The sequence below is a fragment of the Frateuria sp. GZRe12 genome, from assembly GCF_051900535.1.
In the GTDB taxonomy this organism is placed as follows: Bacteria; Pseudomonadota; Gammaproteobacteria; order Xanthomonadales; family Rhodanobacteraceae; genus Frateuria_A.
On record NZ_JBHZGI010000003.1, the window covers coordinates 345,646 to 364,444 of the forward strand.

General features: G+C 68.4%; 18 protein-coding genes. 3 read left to right on the forward strand and 15 right to left on the reverse strand.

The window, feature by feature from the left end:
* Positions 1–40: 40 nt before the first annotated feature.
* The 8 genes from ACFWZ4_RS10090 to ACFWZ4_RS10125 all read right to left on the reverse strand — a co-directional run bounded on the left by ACFWZ4_RS10090 (position 41) and on the right by ACFWZ4_RS10125 (position 10,540).
* Complete coding sequence (locus ACFWZ4_RS10090) at positions 41–1,267, reverse strand: patatin-like phospholipase family protein (protein WP_439704546.1); 1,227 nt, start codon at positions 1,265–1,267, stop codon at positions 41–43.
* Between the two features lie 98 nt (positions 1,268–1,365).
* A complete protein-coding gene (gene lpxH, locus ACFWZ4_RS10095; protein WP_439704547.1) occupies positions 1,366–2,091 on the reverse strand; it encodes a UDP-2,3-diacylglucosamine diphosphatase in 726 nt (241 codons plus the stop codon).
* Entirely contained in the window at positions 2,091–2,792 is a 702-nt protein-coding gene (locus tag ACFWZ4_RS10100) for a peptidylprolyl isomerase (protein WP_439704548.1), read from the reverse strand. Before ACFWZ4_RS10100 ends, lpxH begins: the two co-directional genes overlap by 1 nt.
* 238 nt (positions 2,793–3,030) lie before the next feature.
* Positions 3,031–4,545 carry a Ppx/GppA phosphatase family protein gene (locus ACFWZ4_RS10105; RefSeq protein ID WP_439704549.1) on the reverse strand — a complete coding sequence of 505 codons (1,515 nt, stop codon included), beginning with the start codon at positions 4,543–4,545 and terminating at the stop codon, positions 3,031–3,033.
* 190 nt (positions 4,546–4,735) lie between these two features.
* Positions 4,736–6,832 carry a polyphosphate kinase 1 gene (ppk1, locus tag ACFWZ4_RS10110; protein WP_439704550.1) on the reverse strand — a complete coding sequence of 699 codons (2,097 nt, stop codon included), beginning with the start codon at positions 6,830–6,832 and terminating at the stop codon, positions 4,736–4,738.
* A 96-nt stretch (positions 6,833–6,928) separates the two neighbouring features.
* On the reverse strand, positions 6,929–7,975 hold the full coding sequence (gene phoR, locus ACFWZ4_RS10115) for a phosphate regulon sensor histidine kinase PhoR (RefSeq protein ID WP_439704551.1): 1,047 nt from the start codon (positions 7,973–7,975) through the stop codon (positions 6,929–6,931).
* An 85-nt stretch (positions 7,976–8,060) separates the two neighbouring features.
* The gene (gene phoB, locus ACFWZ4_RS10120; RefSeq protein WP_439704552.1) at positions 8,061–8,750 is read right to left on the reverse strand and encodes a phosphate regulon transcriptional regulator PhoB; all 690 of its coding nucleotides are present in this window, start codon (positions 8,748–8,750) and stop codon (positions 8,061–8,063) included.
* Positions 8,751–8,923: 173 nt separating this feature from the next.
* Entirely contained in the window at positions 8,924–10,540 is a 1,617-nt protein-coding gene (locus ACFWZ4_RS10125; protein ID WP_439704553.1) for a M48 family metalloprotease, read from the reverse strand.
* Between the two features lie 126 nt (positions 10,541–10,666).
* Here ACFWZ4_RS10125 and grxC point away from each other — a divergent pair, with 126 nt between their 5' ends.
* From grxC to ACFWZ4_RS10140, 3 genes are all read left to right on the forward strand, one after another.
* The gene (gene grxC / locus ACFWZ4_RS10130) at positions 10,667–10,930 is read left to right on the forward strand and encodes a glutaredoxin 3 (RefSeq protein WP_439704554.1); all 264 of its coding nucleotides are present in this window, start codon (positions 10,667–10,669) and stop codon (positions 10,928–10,930) included.
* Positions 10,927–11,322: a carboxymuconolactone decarboxylase family protein gene (locus tag ACFWZ4_RS10135; protein WP_439704555.1), complete on the forward strand. Its 396-nt coding sequence runs from the start codon at positions 10,927–10,929 to the stop codon at positions 11,320–11,322. Before grxC ends, ACFWZ4_RS10135 begins: the two co-directional genes overlap by 4 nt.
* A gap of 223 nt (positions 11,323–11,545) precedes the next feature.
* Positions 11,546–12,559 (forward strand): isocitrate dehydrogenase, encoded by a 1,014-nt coding sequence (locus tag ACFWZ4_RS10140; RefSeq protein WP_231324808.1) that lies wholly within the window; start codon positions 11,546–11,548, stop codon positions 12,557–12,559.
* Between the two features lie 76 nt (positions 12,560–12,635).
* Here ACFWZ4_RS10140 and ACFWZ4_RS10145 read toward each other — a convergent pair whose 3' ends face one another.
* The 7 genes from ACFWZ4_RS10145 to ACFWZ4_RS10175 form a co-directional block, all read right to left on the reverse strand.
* Positions 12,636–13,097 carry a carboxymuconolactone decarboxylase family protein gene (locus ACFWZ4_RS10145; RefSeq protein WP_439704556.1) on the reverse strand — a complete coding sequence of 154 codons (462 nt, stop codon included), beginning with the start codon at positions 13,095–13,097 and terminating at the stop codon, positions 12,636–12,638.
* Positions 13,098–13,139: 42 nt separating this feature from the next.
* Positions 13,140–14,042, reverse strand: coding sequence for an RNA polymerase sigma factor SigJ (sigJ, locus tag ACFWZ4_RS10150; RefSeq protein WP_439704557.1), 903 nt, complete (start codon positions 14,040–14,042; stop codon positions 13,140–13,142).
* Positions 14,043–14,099: 57 nt separating this feature from the next.
* Positions 14,100–15,044 carry an aspartyl/asparaginyl beta-hydroxylase domain-containing protein gene (locus ACFWZ4_RS10155; RefSeq protein WP_439704558.1) on the reverse strand — a complete coding sequence of 315 codons (945 nt, stop codon included), beginning with the start codon at positions 15,042–15,044 and terminating at the stop codon, positions 14,100–14,102.
* Between the two features lie 155 nt (positions 15,045–15,199).
* Entirely contained in the window at positions 15,200–16,108 is a 909-nt protein-coding gene (locus ACFWZ4_RS10160; protein ID WP_439704559.1) for a cation diffusion facilitator family transporter, read from the reverse strand.
* Between the two features lie 156 nt (positions 16,109–16,264).
* Positions 16,265–16,780, reverse strand: coding sequence for a Slp family lipoprotein (locus ACFWZ4_RS10165; RefSeq protein ID WP_439704560.1), 516 nt, complete (start codon positions 16,778–16,780; stop codon positions 16,265–16,267).
* 63 nt (positions 16,781–16,843) lie between these two features.
* Entirely contained in the window at positions 16,844–17,764 is a 921-nt protein-coding gene (locus ACFWZ4_RS10170; RefSeq protein WP_439704561.1) for a 23S rRNA (adenine(2030)-N(6))-methyltransferase RlmJ, read from the reverse strand.
* Between the two features lie 51 nt (positions 17,765–17,815).
* The gene (locus ACFWZ4_RS10175) at positions 17,816–18,742 is read right to left on the reverse strand and encodes an EamA family transporter (protein ID WP_439704562.1); all 927 of its coding nucleotides are present in this window, start codon (positions 18,740–18,742) and stop codon (positions 17,816–17,818) included.
* Between the last annotated feature and the right edge of the window lie 57 nt (positions 18,743–18,799).

The window sequence follows — 18,799 nt, forward strand, 5'->3', positions numbered from 1 at the left end:
AGTGCGAAGCGAAACGGCAATGGTAGCCGAGGCGCGGGCGTCAGGGCGCGGGCGCCGGACAGGCGACGGGCCCACCGGGCGTGGGCTGCGGCGGCTCCAGGTTGCGGTGCAGCGACTGCGCCGGCGTCATCCAGAGTCGCTCGTGCGCGGCGCAGGCGGCGGCATAGTCGAACAGCGCGCGCAGATGCCGCGGCCGGAAATCGATGAAGCTGCCGAAGGGATAGTCGCCGGGAATCTCGCTGATGCGCAGCTGCATGCCGTAGCGGTCGGCGAAGCCCAGCGTTAGCACCAGCGTTTCGCGCGTCTTGTAGGTGGTCTGCGCGGAGAAACTGCGTTCGAGGATCGCCGGAGTGCTCAGCCGCGTGGTGGCAGGCGCCGCGACCAATTGGCCGTTGACGATCACGTACAGATGCGCGCCGTGGAGCAGGCCGAGATCGGCAGGCAGTATCTGCGCGATCAGCGGCGCGGCGAACAGCGAAGTGGTGACGCCACCGTCCACGTGCATTTCCTCGTACTGGCGTCCACCTTCGTTTACCCGGATCAGGACCGGAGGGAATACGCCCGGCACGCTGGCCGAGGCAACCAGCACGTCACGGAACAGCGTGCGTGCCGTTTTGCCACCCTGTGTGGCGATCGCGCCCATGTCCCACAGTACGGTTTCCTGCTTGTCCAGGTCGGTCGTGGCCACGATCAGCCGCCGGCCTTTCGCGTGCTCGCGCGCCACGGCGGCGATCATCGCGTCGGTCACGTATTGGTCCACCAATGCGGTCAGCGGATCGTGCCGGCCGAAACCCTGCGGGAAGAGCAGGCGGCTGGCCACGCTCATCGCCGGAGAACGTTGCAGGCTGGCGCTGGCCTTGCCGGTGAAAGCAGAGGTCAGTTGCGGGTCCCAGTCGGAACCGAGGAAAGCGAACGGCGCGATCAGGGCGCCTGCGCTGACGCCCGTGACAAGCTCGAAGGTCGGGCGTGCGTGGGCGCGGCTCAGGCCTACCAGTGCGCCTGCGCCGAAGGCGCCCCCCGATCCGCCACCCGACAGCGCCAGGATGTCCAGACTGCCGTGCGCGGCCCGCCGGATGTTCCTGAGAAGGAGGGGCGATTGCTGCAGGAAGTGTCGCCGGTCGATGCTGAGCAAGCGGACGTTGGTGGACAGGCCGTCGGGCACCGCCGCATCGATCAGCGTGGGCGGCGCCGGTTGGCGCGGCGTGGTGACGCAACCGGCGAGGAGGGCGAATGCGAGCCCGAGCGGGAGCGATCGACGAATGCGCATGGAGGATTCCCCCTGGCGGCAGGCAGTCGGCCATACAGCGTTTGACGGTTGGCGCGTGACCGGCGCGCTCTGTCACCGCGTCGTACGCGGCGCGTGGTTCAAAGCGACAGGCCGTGCAGCTCGCTCCGGTCATGCGCCACGCGCAGCACCGAACCTTGTTCGTACCAGTCGCCCAGCACGATGCGCTGGGCGTTCTGGCCATCAAGGGAAAACTCGTGGATCGCCGGCCGATGGGTGTGGCCGTGGATCAGACGAGTGACGGCGGCGCCTCGCATGGCCTGGGCGACCGCGTCGGCGTTGACGTCCATGATCGATTCCATCGTGGTGCCGGTATGCGCGCGGCTGTCCGCGCGGGCCTTCGCGGCGAAGGCGCGGCGGGCTTCCAGCGGCATGGCCAGGATGTTGGCTTTCCACTCGGGCGTGCGCACCTGGCGGCGCACCGCCTGGTAGGCGACGTCGTCGGTGCACAGCGTGTCGCCGTGCATCAGCAGGGTGGGGCGGCCGTAGAGGTCGTGCACCACGCCGTCCTCCAGCAGGGTCAGCCCGGCGCGGTCGGCGTAATACCGGCCGAGCAGGAAGTCGCGGTTGCCGGGCATGAAGTACACCGGCTTGCCCGAATCGCGCACGGCACGCGTGGCGCCGGCAATGCGGGCGGGCAGTTCCGCATCGTCGTCGTCGCCGATCCAGGCCTCGACCAGGTCGCCGAGGATGTACAAGGCGTCGGCCTGGCGCACCTCGTCCCCGGCGAGATAGCGCTCGAACAGGTCGGTGATGTGCGGGCGGCTGTCGTCCAGGTGCAGGTCGGCGATGAACAGACTGGCCATCAGCCGCCCTTCTTGCCGGCCGGCCTGGACGGCCGGGTGGCGCTCGTGGCCTTGGCTGGCGCCGTGGCGCTGGCGGCGGAAGCAGGCGCTTCCTCGCCCACCACGCGCACGCTCTGGATGATGGGCAGCGGGTAGGGCACGTCGGCCGCGAATGCACCCTGGCCGCGCGTGGGCAGGCCGGCGATCTTGTCGACCACGTTCATGCCCTCGACCACCCGGCCGAACACCGCGTAGCCCCAGGTCAGCCCACTCTGGTTGCCGGCAAAGTCGAGGCGGCGGTTGTCGACCAGGTTGATGAAGAATTGCGCCGTGCCAGAATTCGGATCCGCGCCGCGCGCCACCGCCACGGTGCCGCGCAGGTTGGACAAGCCGTTGTCCGCTTCGCTGGCGATCGCCGGGTGGGTGCGCTTCGGTTGCAGGTCGCGCGTGTACAGTCCGCCCTGCACCAGGTAGCCGTTGATCGCGCGGTGGAACACGGTGCCGTCGTAGAAGCCCTCGCGCACGTATTGCAGGAAATTGGCCACGCTCTTGGGTGCCTTGTCGGGGAACAGCTCCAGCGTGATGTCGCCGACGCTGGTGTGCAGCAGCACCTTCGGCCCCGGCGCGGGCGGCGTGGCGCTGGTGCTTGCCGACGGCGGCGCGGCCTGGGCGAGCACGCCCAGGGGCAGGAACATCAGGAGGGCCAGCAGGAGTCGGGGCATGGGCGGAACCTGTGTGGGTTGCCTCCGCATGATACGCGTTGGGGCTACATGGGCTGAAGCGCGGCGCTACTAACTCCCTCTCCCCTTCCGAGAGAGGATTGGGTTGAAGGGGGGCCCTTGCGGAAAAAATGGATCGGAAGCGTGGCGCCGTTAGGCTTCCCGCAAGCCCGGCCCCTCACCTCAATCCTCTCCCCGAAGGGGAGAGGAAGCGAACGTAAAGAGCCGAGCTTCGAAGCAATCAGGTCCGCTGGATCTCGAGCGTCAACCCCAGCTCCGCCATCGGTCCCTGCTCCTGTTCCAGGTCCGCCTCGGTCAGCGGATGCTGGTCCAGCCAGCTGGCGGGAATGGCCAGGCGCAGCCGGTGGCTGGTGGCGCTCAGCTTCAGGGGTGGCAGCGATTCGGCCCGGCGTCCGCGACGGAACAGCACGGCCAGCCGCAGCAGCGCGGTGATGTGCCGGGCCAGCGCGCGATATCGCTGCGGCAACACCGAGATCAGCGCCTTGGCCGGCTTGCGCCGGTGCGCCTCGATGACTGCCGCGAGCATCTGCTGCTCCTGCCGCGAGAAGCCCGCCAGGTCGGCGTGGCGGAGGATGTAGGCGCCGTGGTGGTGGTGCTGGCTATGTGCGATGGCCAGGCCGATCTCGTGCACGCGGCCGGCCCAGGAGAGCCACTCGCGCGCCTCGGCATCGAGCTTCCAGGGGCGCGCGACCTGGTCGAACAGTCCCAGCGCCGTCTGTTCGACGCGCCGCGCCTGCGCGCGGTCTACGCCGTAGCGGGTGGCCAGCGCATCGATGCTGTCGGTGCGCGGGTCGCGGCCGCCGGCGCGTCCGAGCAGGTCCCACAGCAGGCCTTCGCGCATGGAGCTTTCGCACACGCGCATGTGCTCGATGCCGAGCGCCTCGAACGCGGCCTCGAAAATCACCACGGCGCCGGCGAACACCGGTGCGCGTTCCTCGGTGAGGCCGGGCAGGCGCAGCAGATCCATCTGACCCTGTTCCAGTACCGCCTCGCGCAGTTCGGCCAGGGCCTCCAGCGTCACGCCGTCGTCGGTCAGGCCCATCGCCTGGACCACCGCGTCGACCGCCTTGGCGCTGCCGGAGGATCCATAGGCTTCCTGCCAGCCGGCTTCCCGGAAATCTTCCGCAAACTGCTGCAGCAGCACGCCGACTTCACTGCGCGCGCGCTGCCAGCGCTTGGCCGTCAGCCGTCCACCGGGGAAGAAGCGAAGAGTCGAGGCGATGCAGCCGGCCTGCACGCTCTCGGTGTGCAACGGGGCAAGCCCGCGGCCGATGATGAATTCCGTGCTGCCGCCACCCACGTCGATGACCAGCCGCGGTTCGCGCGAAGCCGGCAGGTCGTGCGCGACTCCCAGGAAGATGAGCCGACCTTCCTCGCGGCCGGAGACGATCTCCACGGGATGGCCCAGCGCGTCCTCGGCTGCGCCCAGGAAGTTGTGCGGCGACGCCAGCCGCCGAACGGTATTGGTGGCTACCGCGCGCACGTTGGCCGAGGGAAGGCTTTCGATGCGCTGGCCGAAGCGCGCCAGGCACGCCAGGGCGCGCGCGCGGTGGGCGGCATCCAGCGTGCCGTCCGAGCGCAGGCCGGCGGCCAGCCGCACGCTGTCGCGCAGCCGGTCGATCACGCGTGGCTCGCCGTGTTCCATGCGCGCCACCACCATGTGGAAGCTGTTCGAGCCCAGGTCGACGGCCGCGATCAGCTCGCCATCCTTGATGGGTACGGGCTCGGTGGTCACGCGGGCATTCCAGTCAGGCGAAGCGGGGATTCTGCCACGCCGTGCAGGGCGCGCGCGGCCGCGTCGCCCGCTCTGAAGGAGCGGACCTGTGCAACGCCACCGCCATGGCGATCTGTGCTGGCGCCATGGATCTGCGGGGTATCGAGGTCGCGTACAGGTGCGATCCTGCAGGAGGTCGGCGCTTGCAGGGTCATTTGCAAATCTTGTCCAGCAACGTCTGCTGCGCGCAGTGCGGGGGCTGGTCGCCGGGCGTGGCGCGGGTATAGCGGCCGCCGGCATCCAGCAGCCAGGCCTGGGTGTTGTCGGCCAGGCCGTTGGCCAGCGTTTCGTCGAACACGCGCTTGGCCAGGGCCGGATCCAGGATGGGAAAGGCCACCTCGATGCGACGCATCAGGTTGCGCTCCATCCAGTCGGCGCTAGCGCAATAGATCTCCGGCTGGCCGTCGTTGGCGAACCAGTACACGCGGCTGTGCTCCAGGAACCTTCCCACGATCGAGCGCACGCGGATGCGCTCGGAGATCCCCGGCAGCCCGGGACGGAGCGTGCAGGCGCCGCGCACGATCAGGTCGATCTCCACGCCCGCCTGCGATGCGCGGTAGAGCGCCTCGATCACGTGCGATTCGTTCAGCGCGTTGAGCTTGGCCACGATGCGCGCCGGCTTGCCGGCTCGCGCGTTGGCGGTCTCGCGTTCGATCTTCGCGACCACGCTCTTGTACAGGGTGAAGGGCGAATGCAGCAGGCGCTTCAGGCTGATCACCGAGCCGAGACCCGACAGTTGCTGGAACACCTTGTGCAGGTCTTCGCCGATCTCCGGATGGGAGGTCATCAGGCCGATGTCGGTGTACATCCGGCTGTTGGCCTGGTGGTAGTTGCCGGTCGACAGGTGCACGTAGCGGCGGAGCATGTCCGTCTCGCGTCGCACGATCAGCATCATCTTGGCGTGGGTCTTGTACCCGACCACGCCATAGACCACCTGCACGCCGGCTTCCTGCAGCCGCGTGGCCAGGCGGATGTTCGCCTCCTCATCGAAGCGCGCGCGCAACTCGATCACCACGGTGACGTCCTTGCCGTTACGCGCCGCTTCCACCAGCAGGTCGACCAGCGGGGTGTCCTCGCCGGCGCGGTAGAGCGTCTGCTTGATCGCCAGCACGGCGGGATCGGCCGCGGCCTGGCGCAGCAGGTCGACCACCGCCGCGAAGCTCTCGTAGGGGTGGTGCAGCAATACGTCGCGCTGGCCGATCAGTTCGAACAGGTTGGCGCCCGGTTCGATCGCGGCCGGCAGGCAGGGCACGAAGCGCGGAAACTTGAGCTCAGGTCGGTCGACATGGTCGTAGATGCCGCCGGCGCGGATGATGTTGACCGGCCCGTCGCAGCGGTAGACGTCCGACTCCTCCAGCTCGAAGTTGGCCACCAGCATCGCGGTGATCGCCTTCGGGCAGTCGTTGGCGATCTCCAGCCGCACCGGCCGCGCGTAACCGCGGCCCAGCAGCTCCTCGCTGAGCGCGCGGGCGAGGTTTTCCACCTCCGCCTCTTCGACGATCAGCTCGCTGTTGCGGGTGACGCGGAACTGGTAGGAGCCGACCACCTTGAAGCCGGCGAACATCAGGTCGACGAAGGCCTGCAGCAACTCGGCCAGGAACACGAAATTGTCGCCGCCGCCGCCCACTTCGGCGGGCAGCTTGACGATGCGCGGCAGCGAGCGCGGCGCGCGCACCAGGGCCATGTGGCCCTCGTGGCCGAACGCATCGCGGCCCTGCAGCACCACCGCGATGTTGAGCGTCTTGTTGAGGATGCGCGGGAACGGGTGCGCCGGGTCCAGTCCCAGCGGCGAAAGCACGGGCAGCACCTCATGCTCGAAATAGCCCTGCAGCCAGCGCCGCTGCACGGGGTTCCACTGATGGCGGGTAAGGAAGCGGATGCCCTCGGCATCCAGCTGTGGCTTGAGCTGCTCCTGCCAGGTCGCGTACTGCTCGGTGACCAGGTCCAGCGCGCGTGTGCGGATGCGCGTCAGCAGCTCGCTGGAGGACAGCCCGTCCGGTCCCGGCGCGGCCGAGCCGTAGGCGTGGTGGTGCTTGAGCATCGCCACGCGCACCTCGAAGAACTCGTCGAGGTTGTTCGCCACGATGCTCAGGTAGCGCAGCCGTTCCAGCAGCGGCACGCGCGCATCGCGTGCCATGGCGAGTACGCGGAAGTTGAATTCCAGCGCGGCCAGCTCGCGGCTCAGGTACAGCTCCGGCGCGGACAGGTCGGCGATCTCGGTGGCGGTTTGCGGCAGTTTGCGGGCCATGGGGAGCCATTCTGGACGATGCCGGGCCGGAGTACACCCGGTGCGGTCACGCCGGTAGGGCAGCCTTCATCCGAAAGCCCTTGCAGGGCCGCGCACCTACAGGGATCCAGGTTCGGCGGGGAGCAGACGTTCCGGCCCGAAATGGCAGGCGAAGGTCGAGCCCTGGCCCGGCGTGCTTTCCACGCTCATGCGCGCCTGGTGCAGGTTGAGCACGTGCTTGACGATGGACAACCCCAGCCCGGTGCCGCCGGTTTCGCGCGAGCGGCTGGACGACACGCGGTAAAAGCGTTCGGTCAGCCGCGCCAGGTGGCTGGCGGGAATGCCGTAGCCCGTATCCGCCACGGCGTAGGTCGCGCCCTCGGCCGTGCGCTGCCAGCGGATCGTGATACTGCCGCCGCTGGGGGTGTAGCGCACGGCGTTGCTGACCAGGTTCGACAGCGCGCTGTGCAGGTCACGGGGCGAGCCAAGCAGGTCGAAGTCGGTTTCCACCTCCAGCGCGATCTGGTGGCGACCCTGGCTCAGCGCTTCCGCTTCCTTGCGCAGGGTGGCGAGCAGCGCGGCCATCGGCACGCGCTCGTCGATCACATGCTCCTGGGTTTCCAGGCGCGAGAGGGTCAGCAGGTCTTCCACGATCTGGCCCATGCGCTTGGACTGCGCGCGCATCTCGCCGAGCACGGGGGCGAGCTCGGGCACGTCCTCCGGGTCGAGCAACTCCAGATAGCCATGGATCACGGTGAGCGGCGTGCGCAGCTCGTGCGAGACATTGGCCACGAAGTCGCGGCGGATCTGTTCGAGCCTCGTCAGTGGGCTGATGTCGCGTGCGAGCAGCATCCGCTGGCGGCGGCCGAACGGCTGTACCGAGACGTCCAGGTGGCCCTCGGCGCGGCCGGGCGCCGGCACGTCGTGCAGCGGCATCCGGGCCCCGGATCGCAGCCAGGCGGCCAGGTCGGTGCCGTGCAGGCGCTCGGACAGCAGCACGCCGCGGTCCTTGCCGCGGCGCAGGCCCAGCAGCGTTTCGGCGGCGCGATTGAACCAGCGCACGCGCCAGGCTTCGTCCAGCAGCACGATCCCATCGGGCAGGCTGTCGGCCGCGTCGCGCAGGTCGTGCAGGGTGATGGCGAGGCGGCGGGCGCGGTGTTTCATCGGTGGCATCCCGAAAGGCTTTCCTCTCTCGCCCGGCGGCGCCGCTGGAGAAGGAACAGAAGGCCGCCCACGGCAGAGTTCATGGTCAGACGCTGGCCGAGAATCGGTAGCCCGCGCCGCGCACGGTCTGCACCATGCTGTCCAGCTGCCAGGGCTCCAGCGTCTTGCGCAGGCGGCGGATGTGCACGTCCACCGTGCGCTCCTCCACGTAGACACTGCCGCCCCAGACGTGGTCGAGCAACTGGGCGCGGGTGTACACGCGCTCGGGATGCGTCATGAAGAAATACAGCAGGCGGTACTCGGTCGGGCCGATCGGCACCGGCTCCTCGCCGGCGAAGACGCGGTGCGCGGGGCCGTCGATGCGCAGGCCGCCCAGTTCCACCATGCCGCTGCCGTCGTCGCCCTGGCTGCGGCGCAGCACGGCCTTGATGCGGGCAATCAGTTCGCGCGTCGAGAAGGGCTTGACGACGTAATCGTCGACGCCCGCTTCCAGGCCGTTGACCCGGTCCATCTCCTCGCCGCGCGCGGTGAGCATGATGATGGGGATCTCGCGGCTGAGCTCCTCCTTGCGCAGCCGCCGCGCCAGTTCCAGCCCGCTGGTGCCCGGCAGCATCCAGTCGAGGAGGATCAGGTCCGGCACCTGCTCGGCGATGGCGATCTGCGCGGCACGGGCATCCGCCGCCTGCATGGCCTCCATGCCGGCCTTGCGCAGGGCGAAGGTGACCATGTCGCGGATGGAGGCTTCGTCTTCGACGATGAGGATGCGCTTGTGCACGCGGGTTTCGCCTGGCCTGTGACGAGCGTATTGCAGTGGGGGAATGTTACGTGGGGATGACAGGGGGAGCGACGGGAACATCAACCTTTCGGTTTGCGGCTCGTCGGCGACACTGGACTGCATCAAGGCGTGCAGCATCAACCGCCCGCGGCTCCCGTTATCCGATGGCCGCTCTATTGGCTCCGCCCGTCCGGATTGTCCTCGGTCTGAACCTTGCGCTTGCGCAACTCCAGCACCAGCGGCGTCAGGTCGGCGATGCGTGCCTGGATGCGCGCCCGGGCGTAGTAGTCCAGGTCGTCGCGCTTGAGCAGGCGTTTCAACTGTTCCATGGCGTCGAACGGGCGACCGGAGAGGTAGCTGGCGTCCGAGTAGGCCTCGCCGGCGCGCACGCTGTCGCCGGCCTTGTCGCTGGCGCGGGCGTAGCTGCGGTAGACGTCCGGTTCGTCGGCGTTGTCCAGCAACGGCCGCAGCAACGACGCGGCGAGCGTGGCCTGCGCGGTGTCGCCGCCGGCGGTCAGCGCCTTGGCGTAGGCCAGCGCCACCGCGCGGTTGCGTGGCGAGCGGGTGTTGAGGCGGGCGTAGCGCGCCAGCGCGTTGGCGCGCTGGCCATCCTGCAGCTGTGCGTCGGCCATCGCCAGGTCGAGGACCAGGTTGTCCGGATGCGTCGCCAGCAGCGGCTTGAGCTGCGTGATCGCCTGCGCACCGGCGCCGCTGCGGGTCAGCGCCAACGCATAGCCATACCGGTTGGCCGGGCTGTCGAAGCCGGCCTCGCCGAAGCTCGCGTTGTAGTAATGGACCAGCCTGGAAGCGTCGCCGGCCAGCACGCGGGCGCGTTCGCGCATCAGCGCGTAGGTGTCCAGTCCGTCCTTGGGCGCGGTGGCGGCGAGCAGCGCGGTCGGGTCCTTCACGTAGGCGATCGGCGCGGTGGTCTTCTCCCATTCGCTGCGCACCAGCGTGGTGCCGCTCGGGCGCAGTTTCTGCGCCGCCAGCAATGCGCCGGCGCGCGACTTGGCGTCACTGATGCGCGCGAGCGTGACCGGATGGGTCTGCAGCAGCGCGGGCACGTCGGTGCCGCCAGCGCCGGCGCGCAGCGTGTCCTGCATGCGCTCGAAGAAACTGGCCATCGCGCGCGGGTCGAATCCGGCGTTGGCGAGCGTCTGGATGCCCACGCGGTCGGCCTCGACCTCGTCCTTGCGGGTGAAGTTGATCGAGCGCTGCGCGATCAGGCCTTGTCCGGCGGCCAGCACCGCCATCGGCGAATCGCCGCTGTGCGAGCTGGCGCCGGCGGCGACCGCGCCCAGCAGCACCAGCGCCATCAGCGGCGCGTCCTTCTTCGAATCCTCGAACGCGCGCTGCAGGTGGTTCTGCGTGATGTGGCCGATCTCGTGCGCGATCACGCCGGCCAGCTCGCTTTCGCTGCGGGTGATGCCGATCAGGCCGGAGTTGACGGCGATGTAGCCGCCGGGAGCGGCGAAGGCGTTGATCTCCTCGTCCTTGACCACGAAGAAGGTGAAGTGGTCCTTCGGACGGTCGCTGCCTGCCACCAGGCGGTAGCCCAGGTCGTTGAGGTAGTCGTCCAGCAGCGGGTCTTCCACCACCATGTCCAGCGAGCGCATCTCGCGCAGCATGGCGGCGCCGTAGTCCCGGGCGTCCTGCGGGGAAATGAGCGCGTCCGCCGAACTGCCCAGGTCCGGCAGGCGGATGTCCTCCTGCGCGCCCGCGCCGAAGGCAAGGCAGGCGGTGACCAGCGCGGTCAGCAGGCGGAGGGCGGGTCGTGGTGCCATGGCCATAGGTGGGCGACAATACATCAGTACAAGACCGCCGGTCGGGGCGTCGGTTCATCGTTCGTTGCTTGCAAACAGGCGTCGGGCGCCCCATCTGGTGGTCAGCTTTTAAAAGTCGCCCGGAGTGCAGTCATGCCCAAGATCGAGGTCTATTCCACCGCCGTTTGTCCCTACTGCGTGGCCGCCAAGAACCTGCTCAAGTCCAAGGGACTGGAGTGGGACGAGGTTCGCGTGGATGCCGATCCGGCCCAGCGCGACCTGATGCTCCAGCGCAGCGGCGGGCGCCGCACGGTGCCGCAGATCTTCATCAATGACCAGCACGTGGGCGGTTACGACGACCTGGTCGCCGCCGACCGCAGCGGCAAGCTCAAGCAACTGCTGGGCGAGGCTGCATGAGCGACGCCGAAAAGAGCAAGGACCGCCTGGCGGAATTCACCGCGTTCCGCCAGCGCATGAACGAACGCATCCTGTCCGAGGACAACCAGGTCGTGCGGCGCTTCTTCGCGCTCGACACGCAGACCTACAAGCCCGGCGCGCTCGACGTCAAGACCAAGGAACTGCTCGGCCTGGTCGCCTCGATGGTGCTGCGCTGTGACGACTGCATCAGCTACCACGTGGCGCAGTGCAAGGAAGCCGGCGTTACCCGCGAGGAGTTCTTCGAGACGTTCAGCGTGGGCCTGGTGGTCGGCGGCTCGATCGTGATCCCGCACCTGCGCCGGGCCGTGGATTTCCTCGATCGGCTGGAAGGTGGCCAGACCGAAAGCGCCGCCTGCACCGACCACGCATAGACCCGTAGGGTGGGCTTCCGCCCGCTACCCCGATACGTCGCGGTGGGCTGAAGCCCGCCTGCCACAGCGTGCGGTGCGATGAACCGCAACGCTCCATGCGAGGATTTGCAACGCCCTGGCGCGCCCCGCCCGCCGCCGGGGCGACGCGCTTGGGCGATAATGGGGCTCTTTGCCGTGCGCATCTCCCGCCGCGCGGCCGCGATCAGTCCCCAAGGAGTCTCCCATGAGCAAAACCATCGCCGTGATCCCGGGCGACGGCATCGGCCCGGAAATCATGACCGCCACGTTGCGCGTGCTCGACGCGCTCGATTGCGGCCTGAGCTACGACGTCGTCGACGCCGGCATGGTGGCACTGGAGAAGCACGGCGACCTGCTGCCCAAGCCGACCCTGGACAAGATCGCCGAACACCGCGTCGCATTGAAGGGCCCGCTTACCACCCCGATCGGCGGCGGCTTCACCTCGATCAACGTAACCCTGCGCCGGCACTTCGACCTGTACGCCAATGTGCGCCCGGCCACCAGCTTCCCCGGCACCCGGGCGCGCTACGAGAACATCGACATCATCACGGTGCGCGAGAATACCGAAGGCGCCTACCTCGCAGAGGGCCAGACGCTGTCCGAGGACGGCGAAGTCGCGACCTCGATGATCCGCGTGACCCGCAAGGGCTGCGCGCGAATCGTGCGCTACGCCTTCGAGATGGCGGTGAAGAAAGGCCGCAAGAAGGTCACTGCGGTGCACAAGGCCAACATCATCAAGACCGCCTCGGGCCTGTTCCTCAACGTGGCGCGCGAAATCGCCAAGGAATACCCGCAGATCGAGTTCAACGAGATGATCGTGGACAACACCTGCATGCAGCTGGTGATGCGTCCGGAGCAGTTCGACGTGATCGTGACCACCAACCTGTTCGGCGACATCCTCTCGGACCTGTGCGCCGGCCTGGTCGGCGGCCTGGGCCTGGCGCCGGGCGACAACATCGGCGAGCACGCGGCCATTTTCGAAGCAGTCCATGGCTCCGCCCCGGACATCGCCGGCAAGGGCATCGCCAACCCGTGCGCGCTGCTGCTGGCCGCAGCCGACATGCTCGACCACCTGGGCATGGTCGACAAGGGCACCCGCCTGCGCAACGCGATCCGCGAGACCATGGCCAACGACCATGAGCACGTCACGCCGGACCTTGGCGGCAAGGGCAACACTCAGAGTTTCGGCGAGGCAATCGCCAGGCGCGTGAAGGCCTGAGTTTCGGGCGGCAACGTCATCAAGGCCGCGGCATTCGTCCGCGGCCCTTTTTTTCAGCTTGTGCCTACGGGCGTGCTCAGCCGTGCTGGCCGGGCTTGTAGCTGCCGCCGATCGTGCGCGCGGCGACGTTGATGCGGTTCCAGCTGTTGATGGTCACCACCAGCAAGGTCAGGTCGACCAGGGCTTCCTCGTCGAACACCTGGCGGGCCTGCTCGTAGAGGGTGTCGGAGACCGCGTCGTGCGAGGCCAGTTCGGTCAGCTCCTCGGCCCAGGCCAGGGCGATGCGCTCGCGTTCGCTGAACAGGGTGGTTTCGCGCCAGGCCGGCAGGACGTACAGGCGCTGCTCGGTCTCGCCGGCGGCACGGGCGTCCTTGCTGTGCATGTCCAGGCAGTAGGCGCAGCCGTTGATCTGCGACACGCGCATGAGCACCAGGTCGATCAGGCGCGGCTCCAGGCGGCCGGCGTCATGGACCTGCTTGCCGAGCTGGACCAGCGGCATCATCGACTTGTAGTGGCGTTGAATGGCGAAACGGGACATGGTGGGACTCCTTGGCTTGGAAGGCGGCGCGGGATGGGCCGTTCAATGCAAGGACGCCAGAGGCCTGCTTTTCGTGACCGCCGCCAGGCGCGCCAACTTGTCGGGATGACGAAGGGCGAGCGTGGCGGTGATTCGGTCGCCCTCGCACTCGACCCATGTCGCGCTGACCAGCGTGTCACCGGCCCAGGCCAGCAGCACGGGTTCGCCATTGAGCGTGGTCGTGGTGAAGTGCACGTCCGGACGCGAATAGAAACGGGTGCCGATCTGCATGTAGAGGCGGGCAAGCCGGTCGGCGCCCTGCAGAGGGCGCAGGACGGCACGCACCACGCCGCCACCATCGGCGATGGCAATGGCGTCTTCCGCGAACAGCGCGCGTAACGATTCGAGGTCGGGCTGCTTTACCGCCTCGATAAAGCGCTGGAGCATGCGCCGCTGGGTCGGCGTATCCACGCTGAAGCGCGGCCGTCCCTCGCGCAGGCGCGTCTTCGCACGGTGTACGCGCTGCCGGCAGGCGTCCTCGGCGATGCCGAGGATCGCCGCGGCTTCCGCATGGCTGTAATCGAAGACTTCGTGAAGCAGGAACGCAGCCCGCTCCTCCGGGCTCAGCCGTTCGAGCAGCAGCAGGAAAGACAAGGTGAGCGTTTCGCCGCGCTCGAGCTCGGCTTCGGGATGCTCGGCATCCGGCACCAGCGGCTCGGGCAGCCAGGGGCCGGTGTAGTGCTCGCGCTCGGTCTTGGCGCGGCGCAGGCGGTCGAGCGCCAGGCGGGTGGTGACCGTGACCAGCCAGGCTTCCGGATCGTCGAGGGCGGCGGTGTCCTGCGCATGCCACCGCAGCCAGGCGTCGTGCAGCACGTCCTCGGCATCGGTGGGCGTGCCGAGCATGCGATAGGCCAACCCGAACAGGCGGGGGCGGTGCTGCTGGAACAGGGCGGTCTGGGTATCCATGGAAATCTCCGTCGGGATACGGCCAGGACGCGCGGTACGCGCAGAACGTGACCGGCCTCAGCGCACCAGCGGCCAGGGTGCCAGGAACACCAGCCAGATCAGCAGCACGATGCCGGCGTACTTGAGCCCGCGGAACAGTTTCGGATGCCGGCGCTTGAACGCCTTGCTGCGCTCGCGGCTGCGCTGGTTGAGCGCGAACATGCGGTTGACGAAGCCCACCTTCTCGTTGCCGTTGTCCGCGTTCGGCGAGGCGGTGATCTTGCCCATGAACGCGCCGACCCGATGGTTGACCGCGCCCATCCAGCGCGTGCGCAAGGGCCGCTCGACATCGGCGAAAAGGATCACGCGGGTCTGGTCGGTCTTGTTCTCCACCCAGTGCACGTAGGTCTCGTCGAACACCACGTCCTTGCCGTCGCCCCAGGCGTGTTCCTCGCCGTCGACGAAGATGCGGCAGTCGCGCGAGTTGGGCGTGATCAGCCCCAGGTGGTAGCGCAGGGAGCCGGCGAACGGATCGCGGTGGGGATTGAGTTTGCTGTGCGGCGCCAGCGTGGCGAACATCGCCGCCTTGATGCTGGGGATGGCATTGAGCAGTTCGACCGTTTTCGGGCAGAGCGCCTCGGCCGAGGCCAGCGGCTCGCCGTACCACTTGAGATAGAAGCGCTTCCAGCCCTGCTTGAAGAAGCTGTTGAAGCTGGCGTCGTTGTGCTTTTCGGCGGCGCGGATGTGGCCCTCGTCGAACAGGCGCAGCGCCTCCTCGCGAATGGTCTGCCAGTTGGCCTGCAGCAGGTCCAGTTGCGGAAAGCCGCGGCGGTCGAGGATCGGCCGCGCCGGTACCGCAGAGAAGGCGTACATCAGCAGGTTGTACGGCGCGAAGATCGCCGAGTGATCGACCAGCTGGCGGTCGAAGCGCAGCCGCGCCCGACCGCGCAGGTGCACCAGCAGCACGCAGCCGGCGAACAGCAGGAACAGCAGCAGGACGATGAGGCGGGGGGTGAAGATCATGGGGCCGGGTCACGGGTAGGGCGGTTCATTCTACGCCGCCGCGGGGTTCTGGACGGAGTGGGCGTTCGCTCCATCTCTCCGGAGGGGAGGAGAAGCGAACGCGCCGTTTCTATGCCTTCACCTGAATCCTCCCGAGGGGAAGAGGAAGCGAAGCGTCAGTCCGTCACGTCCGGCTCGAAGAAGCTCCAGCGGATGTCCGGGAACTGCGCTTTCATGTCCCGCTCGACGACGTTGATCGCGTCGATAAGCGCACGATCGCTGGCACACGGCTCCATCTTCGCCTTGACCGACACCATCACATCCGCGCCCATCTGCAGCGTGATCAGGTTCAGCACTTTGGCCACTTCCGGGCGGTTCTGGAGGAACGCCAGCAGTTCGCCGCGCCGGCGCGGCTCGACGCCCTGGCCGATCAGCAGCGCCTTGACCTCCACCGCCAGCGCCACGGCCACCACCACCAGCAGCACGCCGATGGCAACGGTACCCATGGCATCGAACAGCAGGTTGCCGGTGAGCATGGTGGCGCCTACCGCCAAAGCGGCCAGGCACAGGCCGATCAGCGCGGCAAGGTCCTCGCCGAAGATCACCAGCAGCTCGCTGGAGCGGGTCTCGCGGAACCAGGTCCACAGGTTCTGCTCGCCGCGTGCCTTGTTGACCTCCTGCATGCAGCCGCGCATGGAGATGCCCTCGGCGATGACGCCGAACACCAGCACGCCAAGCGCCAGCCAGGGCCACTTCAGCGGCTCGGGATGGCTGAGCTTGTGCACGCCCTCGTAGACGGAGAACACGCCGCCGACGCTGAACAGCAGGATCGCCACCAGGAACGACCAGAAATACAGCGCGCGGCCCCACCCCAGCGGGTACTCGTCCGACGGCGGCCGCTTGGCCTGGCGCATGCCCAGCAGCAGCAAGCCCTGGTTGCCGCAATCGGCCAGCGAATGCACCGCCTCGGCGAGCATCGCGCCCGAACCGGTCAGGAAGGCGGCGACCAGCTTGGCGATGAAGATGGCGAAGTTGGCGCCGAGCGCGAGGAAGATCGCCTTGAGCGAGTTGGCGTGGCCGGACATGAAACCGTTTCCGTGGCAGATGAGCCGGCTAGTCTAGGACAGCGCATGAAATTGCGCCGCGCGTGGACCGCTTTTCGCTGGAGCCCGCTTGTGGGCGACGCGCCTGGGGCGGCGGAAAACATCGCCCACGATGGGCTCCCAAAAACGTGTCCAGGCTCAGCGGATGCCGACCCCGACGCCTACGCCGAAGTGCACGTTGTTCTTGCCCTTGCTCATCTCGTCCGCAGTCCACACGTGCGACTGGTTCACCTGCACCAGCGGGAACACGTAGTCGGCCTGGCCGACCTTGCCGGCGCGGCTGCCGTTGAGCTGGCCGTTCACCGTGATCAGGCCGCCGGCCGGGTAATCGAGCGATTCCACGTAGCCGGGCATCACCGCGATGAACCGGCCGCTGCCGCTGTCGTTGGCCTGCGGCCGCTGCGACTTGTCCAGCGGGTAGGCGAGGATTTCCACCTCGCTGTGGTCGGCGAGGTTGCTGACGCCGACGATGCGCCCGCCCCAGATCACCTGTTGGCTGGCGAACTGCTCGGGCGACTGCGCGACCTGGAACGGCGCGGCACTCACCGCGTTTGGCGAAGGCTTGTAGATCGGCGCGGGAGCGCAGGCGGCCAGTACCAGCAGCGTGGCGGGCACGAGCGAGCGGAACATGATCGAAGCGAGGCGGATGCGCATGGCGGGCTCCTGACCTGGGCGAGGAAAAGCGCGGCGGGGATGCCGTCGCGGTCCGGAGCGAGCTTAGCGGCGACCGTGTGAACGCGGTAGCGGCGACGGTTGCGGCGCGGCGCCTTCCTCGAGCAGCCAATCCAGCCGCCATTCCGCCGGGCGTTCCTGCGCGAGCAGCCGGGACAGCGCGCGCAAAGGCTCGCGCAGGGTGTCGTCCAGTTTCCACGGCGCGTTGAGGATCGCCATGCCCGAGCCGTTCAGCCGCAGCGGCGAGTCGTCCGGATGCACCAGGAGTTCGGCGCGCAGCACACGGCGGGCGCCGCTGTGGCCGAGCCAGCGCAGGAACGGCTGCACCTGGCTGCGCTGCTTGATCGGATACCACACGGCATAGATGCCGGTGGGCCAGCGCACCAGCGCGCCCTTGAGCGCCTGCTCGATCAACCGGTACTCGGCCTCCTGCGCCTCGTAGGGCGGGTCGATCAGCACCAGCCCGCGCTTCTCCTTCGGCGGCAGCAGCGCCTTGAGCGCCTCGTAACCGTCGCGCTGGTGCACGTGCATGCGCTTGTCGTGCTGGAACAGCTCGCGCAGGCGCGACGCTTCCTCCGGCTGCAGCTCGCACAACTGGGCGCTGTCGCTCTCGCGCATCGCCACGGCCGCCTGCAGCGGCGATCCGGGATAAAGCTTCAGGCCGTGCTCGTTGCCGGGCATCGCCAGCAGGCCGTCCAGCCAGTGCCGCAGTAGCGGCGGCAGCGTGCCGCCCGCGCTGGCGTAGGGGCCCACGTCGGGGAACAGGAGCCGGCCCACGCCTTCGCGCCACTCGCCGGTCTTCTCCGCCTCCTTGCCTTCGAGCGCGTAGCAGCCGCTGCCCGCATGCGTGTCGATCACGGCGAATGGCGTGGGCTTGGCCTTGAGCGCATCGATCAGCGCGGTAAGCACGACGTGCTTCAGGACATCGGCGAAGTTGCCGGCGTGGTAGGCGTGGCGGTAATTCATCGGGGAAGTATAGAGGCCGGCGGCCCGCTATCCGGTGGAAGCACGCAGGGCCTAGTCGGTGGTGCTGTGGGACTCGCTAACGCCGAGCAGCTCCGGCTGCGCCGGTTCCTGGCGGCGGCTCAGCCACGGGTGCACGAAGACCGCGGCCAGGATCACCGCCACCCCCAGGTAGAACGGCCACGTCAGCTCGCGCTGCTCGCCCAGCAGGAGCACGGCCAGCACGATGGCGTAGACCGGCTCCAGGTTCGTCACCATCTGCGTGCCGAAAGCGCTCAGGTGGCGCAGCGCCACCAGCGCCAGCGCAAACGGCAGCAGCGTGCAGCCGAAGGACAGCAGCACCAGCAGGATGGCGTCATGCAGTCCGGGGAGGACGAACGCGTTGCCCGCGTGAGGCAGCAGGGGCGCCAGCAGGCCCAGGAACAACGTGCCGGTGCCCAGTTCCAGGCAGGTCACCGTAAGCGGGTCGCCGTGCTCGACCAGTCGCTTGTTGCACGCGCTGAACAGCGCCACCAGCAGCGCCGAGGCCGTTCCCACGACCAGGCCCAACCGCATCGCGGTGGGTACGCCGCCGACCACCATCGCCACGCCCGGCACCACCGCCACGCCGAGCAGCAGCTCGCGCGGGTCGAAGCGGCGGCGCGCGATCCACGGCTCCACGAAAGCCAGGAACACCGGTCCCAGCGCGATGCAGGTGGCGCCGACCGATGCGTTGGAGAGCTTGATCGCCGCATAGAAAGTGAGCCAGTGCAGCGACACCAGCACGCCGATGCCCGCATAGGCCCAGCGCAGCCGCGCCGGCATCGCCCTGAGCCCGCGCCAGACGCGCGGCGTCACCATCAGCGCCACCGTCACCAGCAGCATGCGCCACCACACCAGCGCCGCCGCCGGCAGCGTGATCAGCTTGCCGAGGATCGCGGTGAAGCCCCACAACACCACGCAGAAGTGGATCTGCAGGCGGGCCTTGCTGATGGCTTGCATGGGGAGGTCGCGGTAGGGGAGGCGCGCAATTGTAGGTGGACGGGGCGCCGGAGGAGG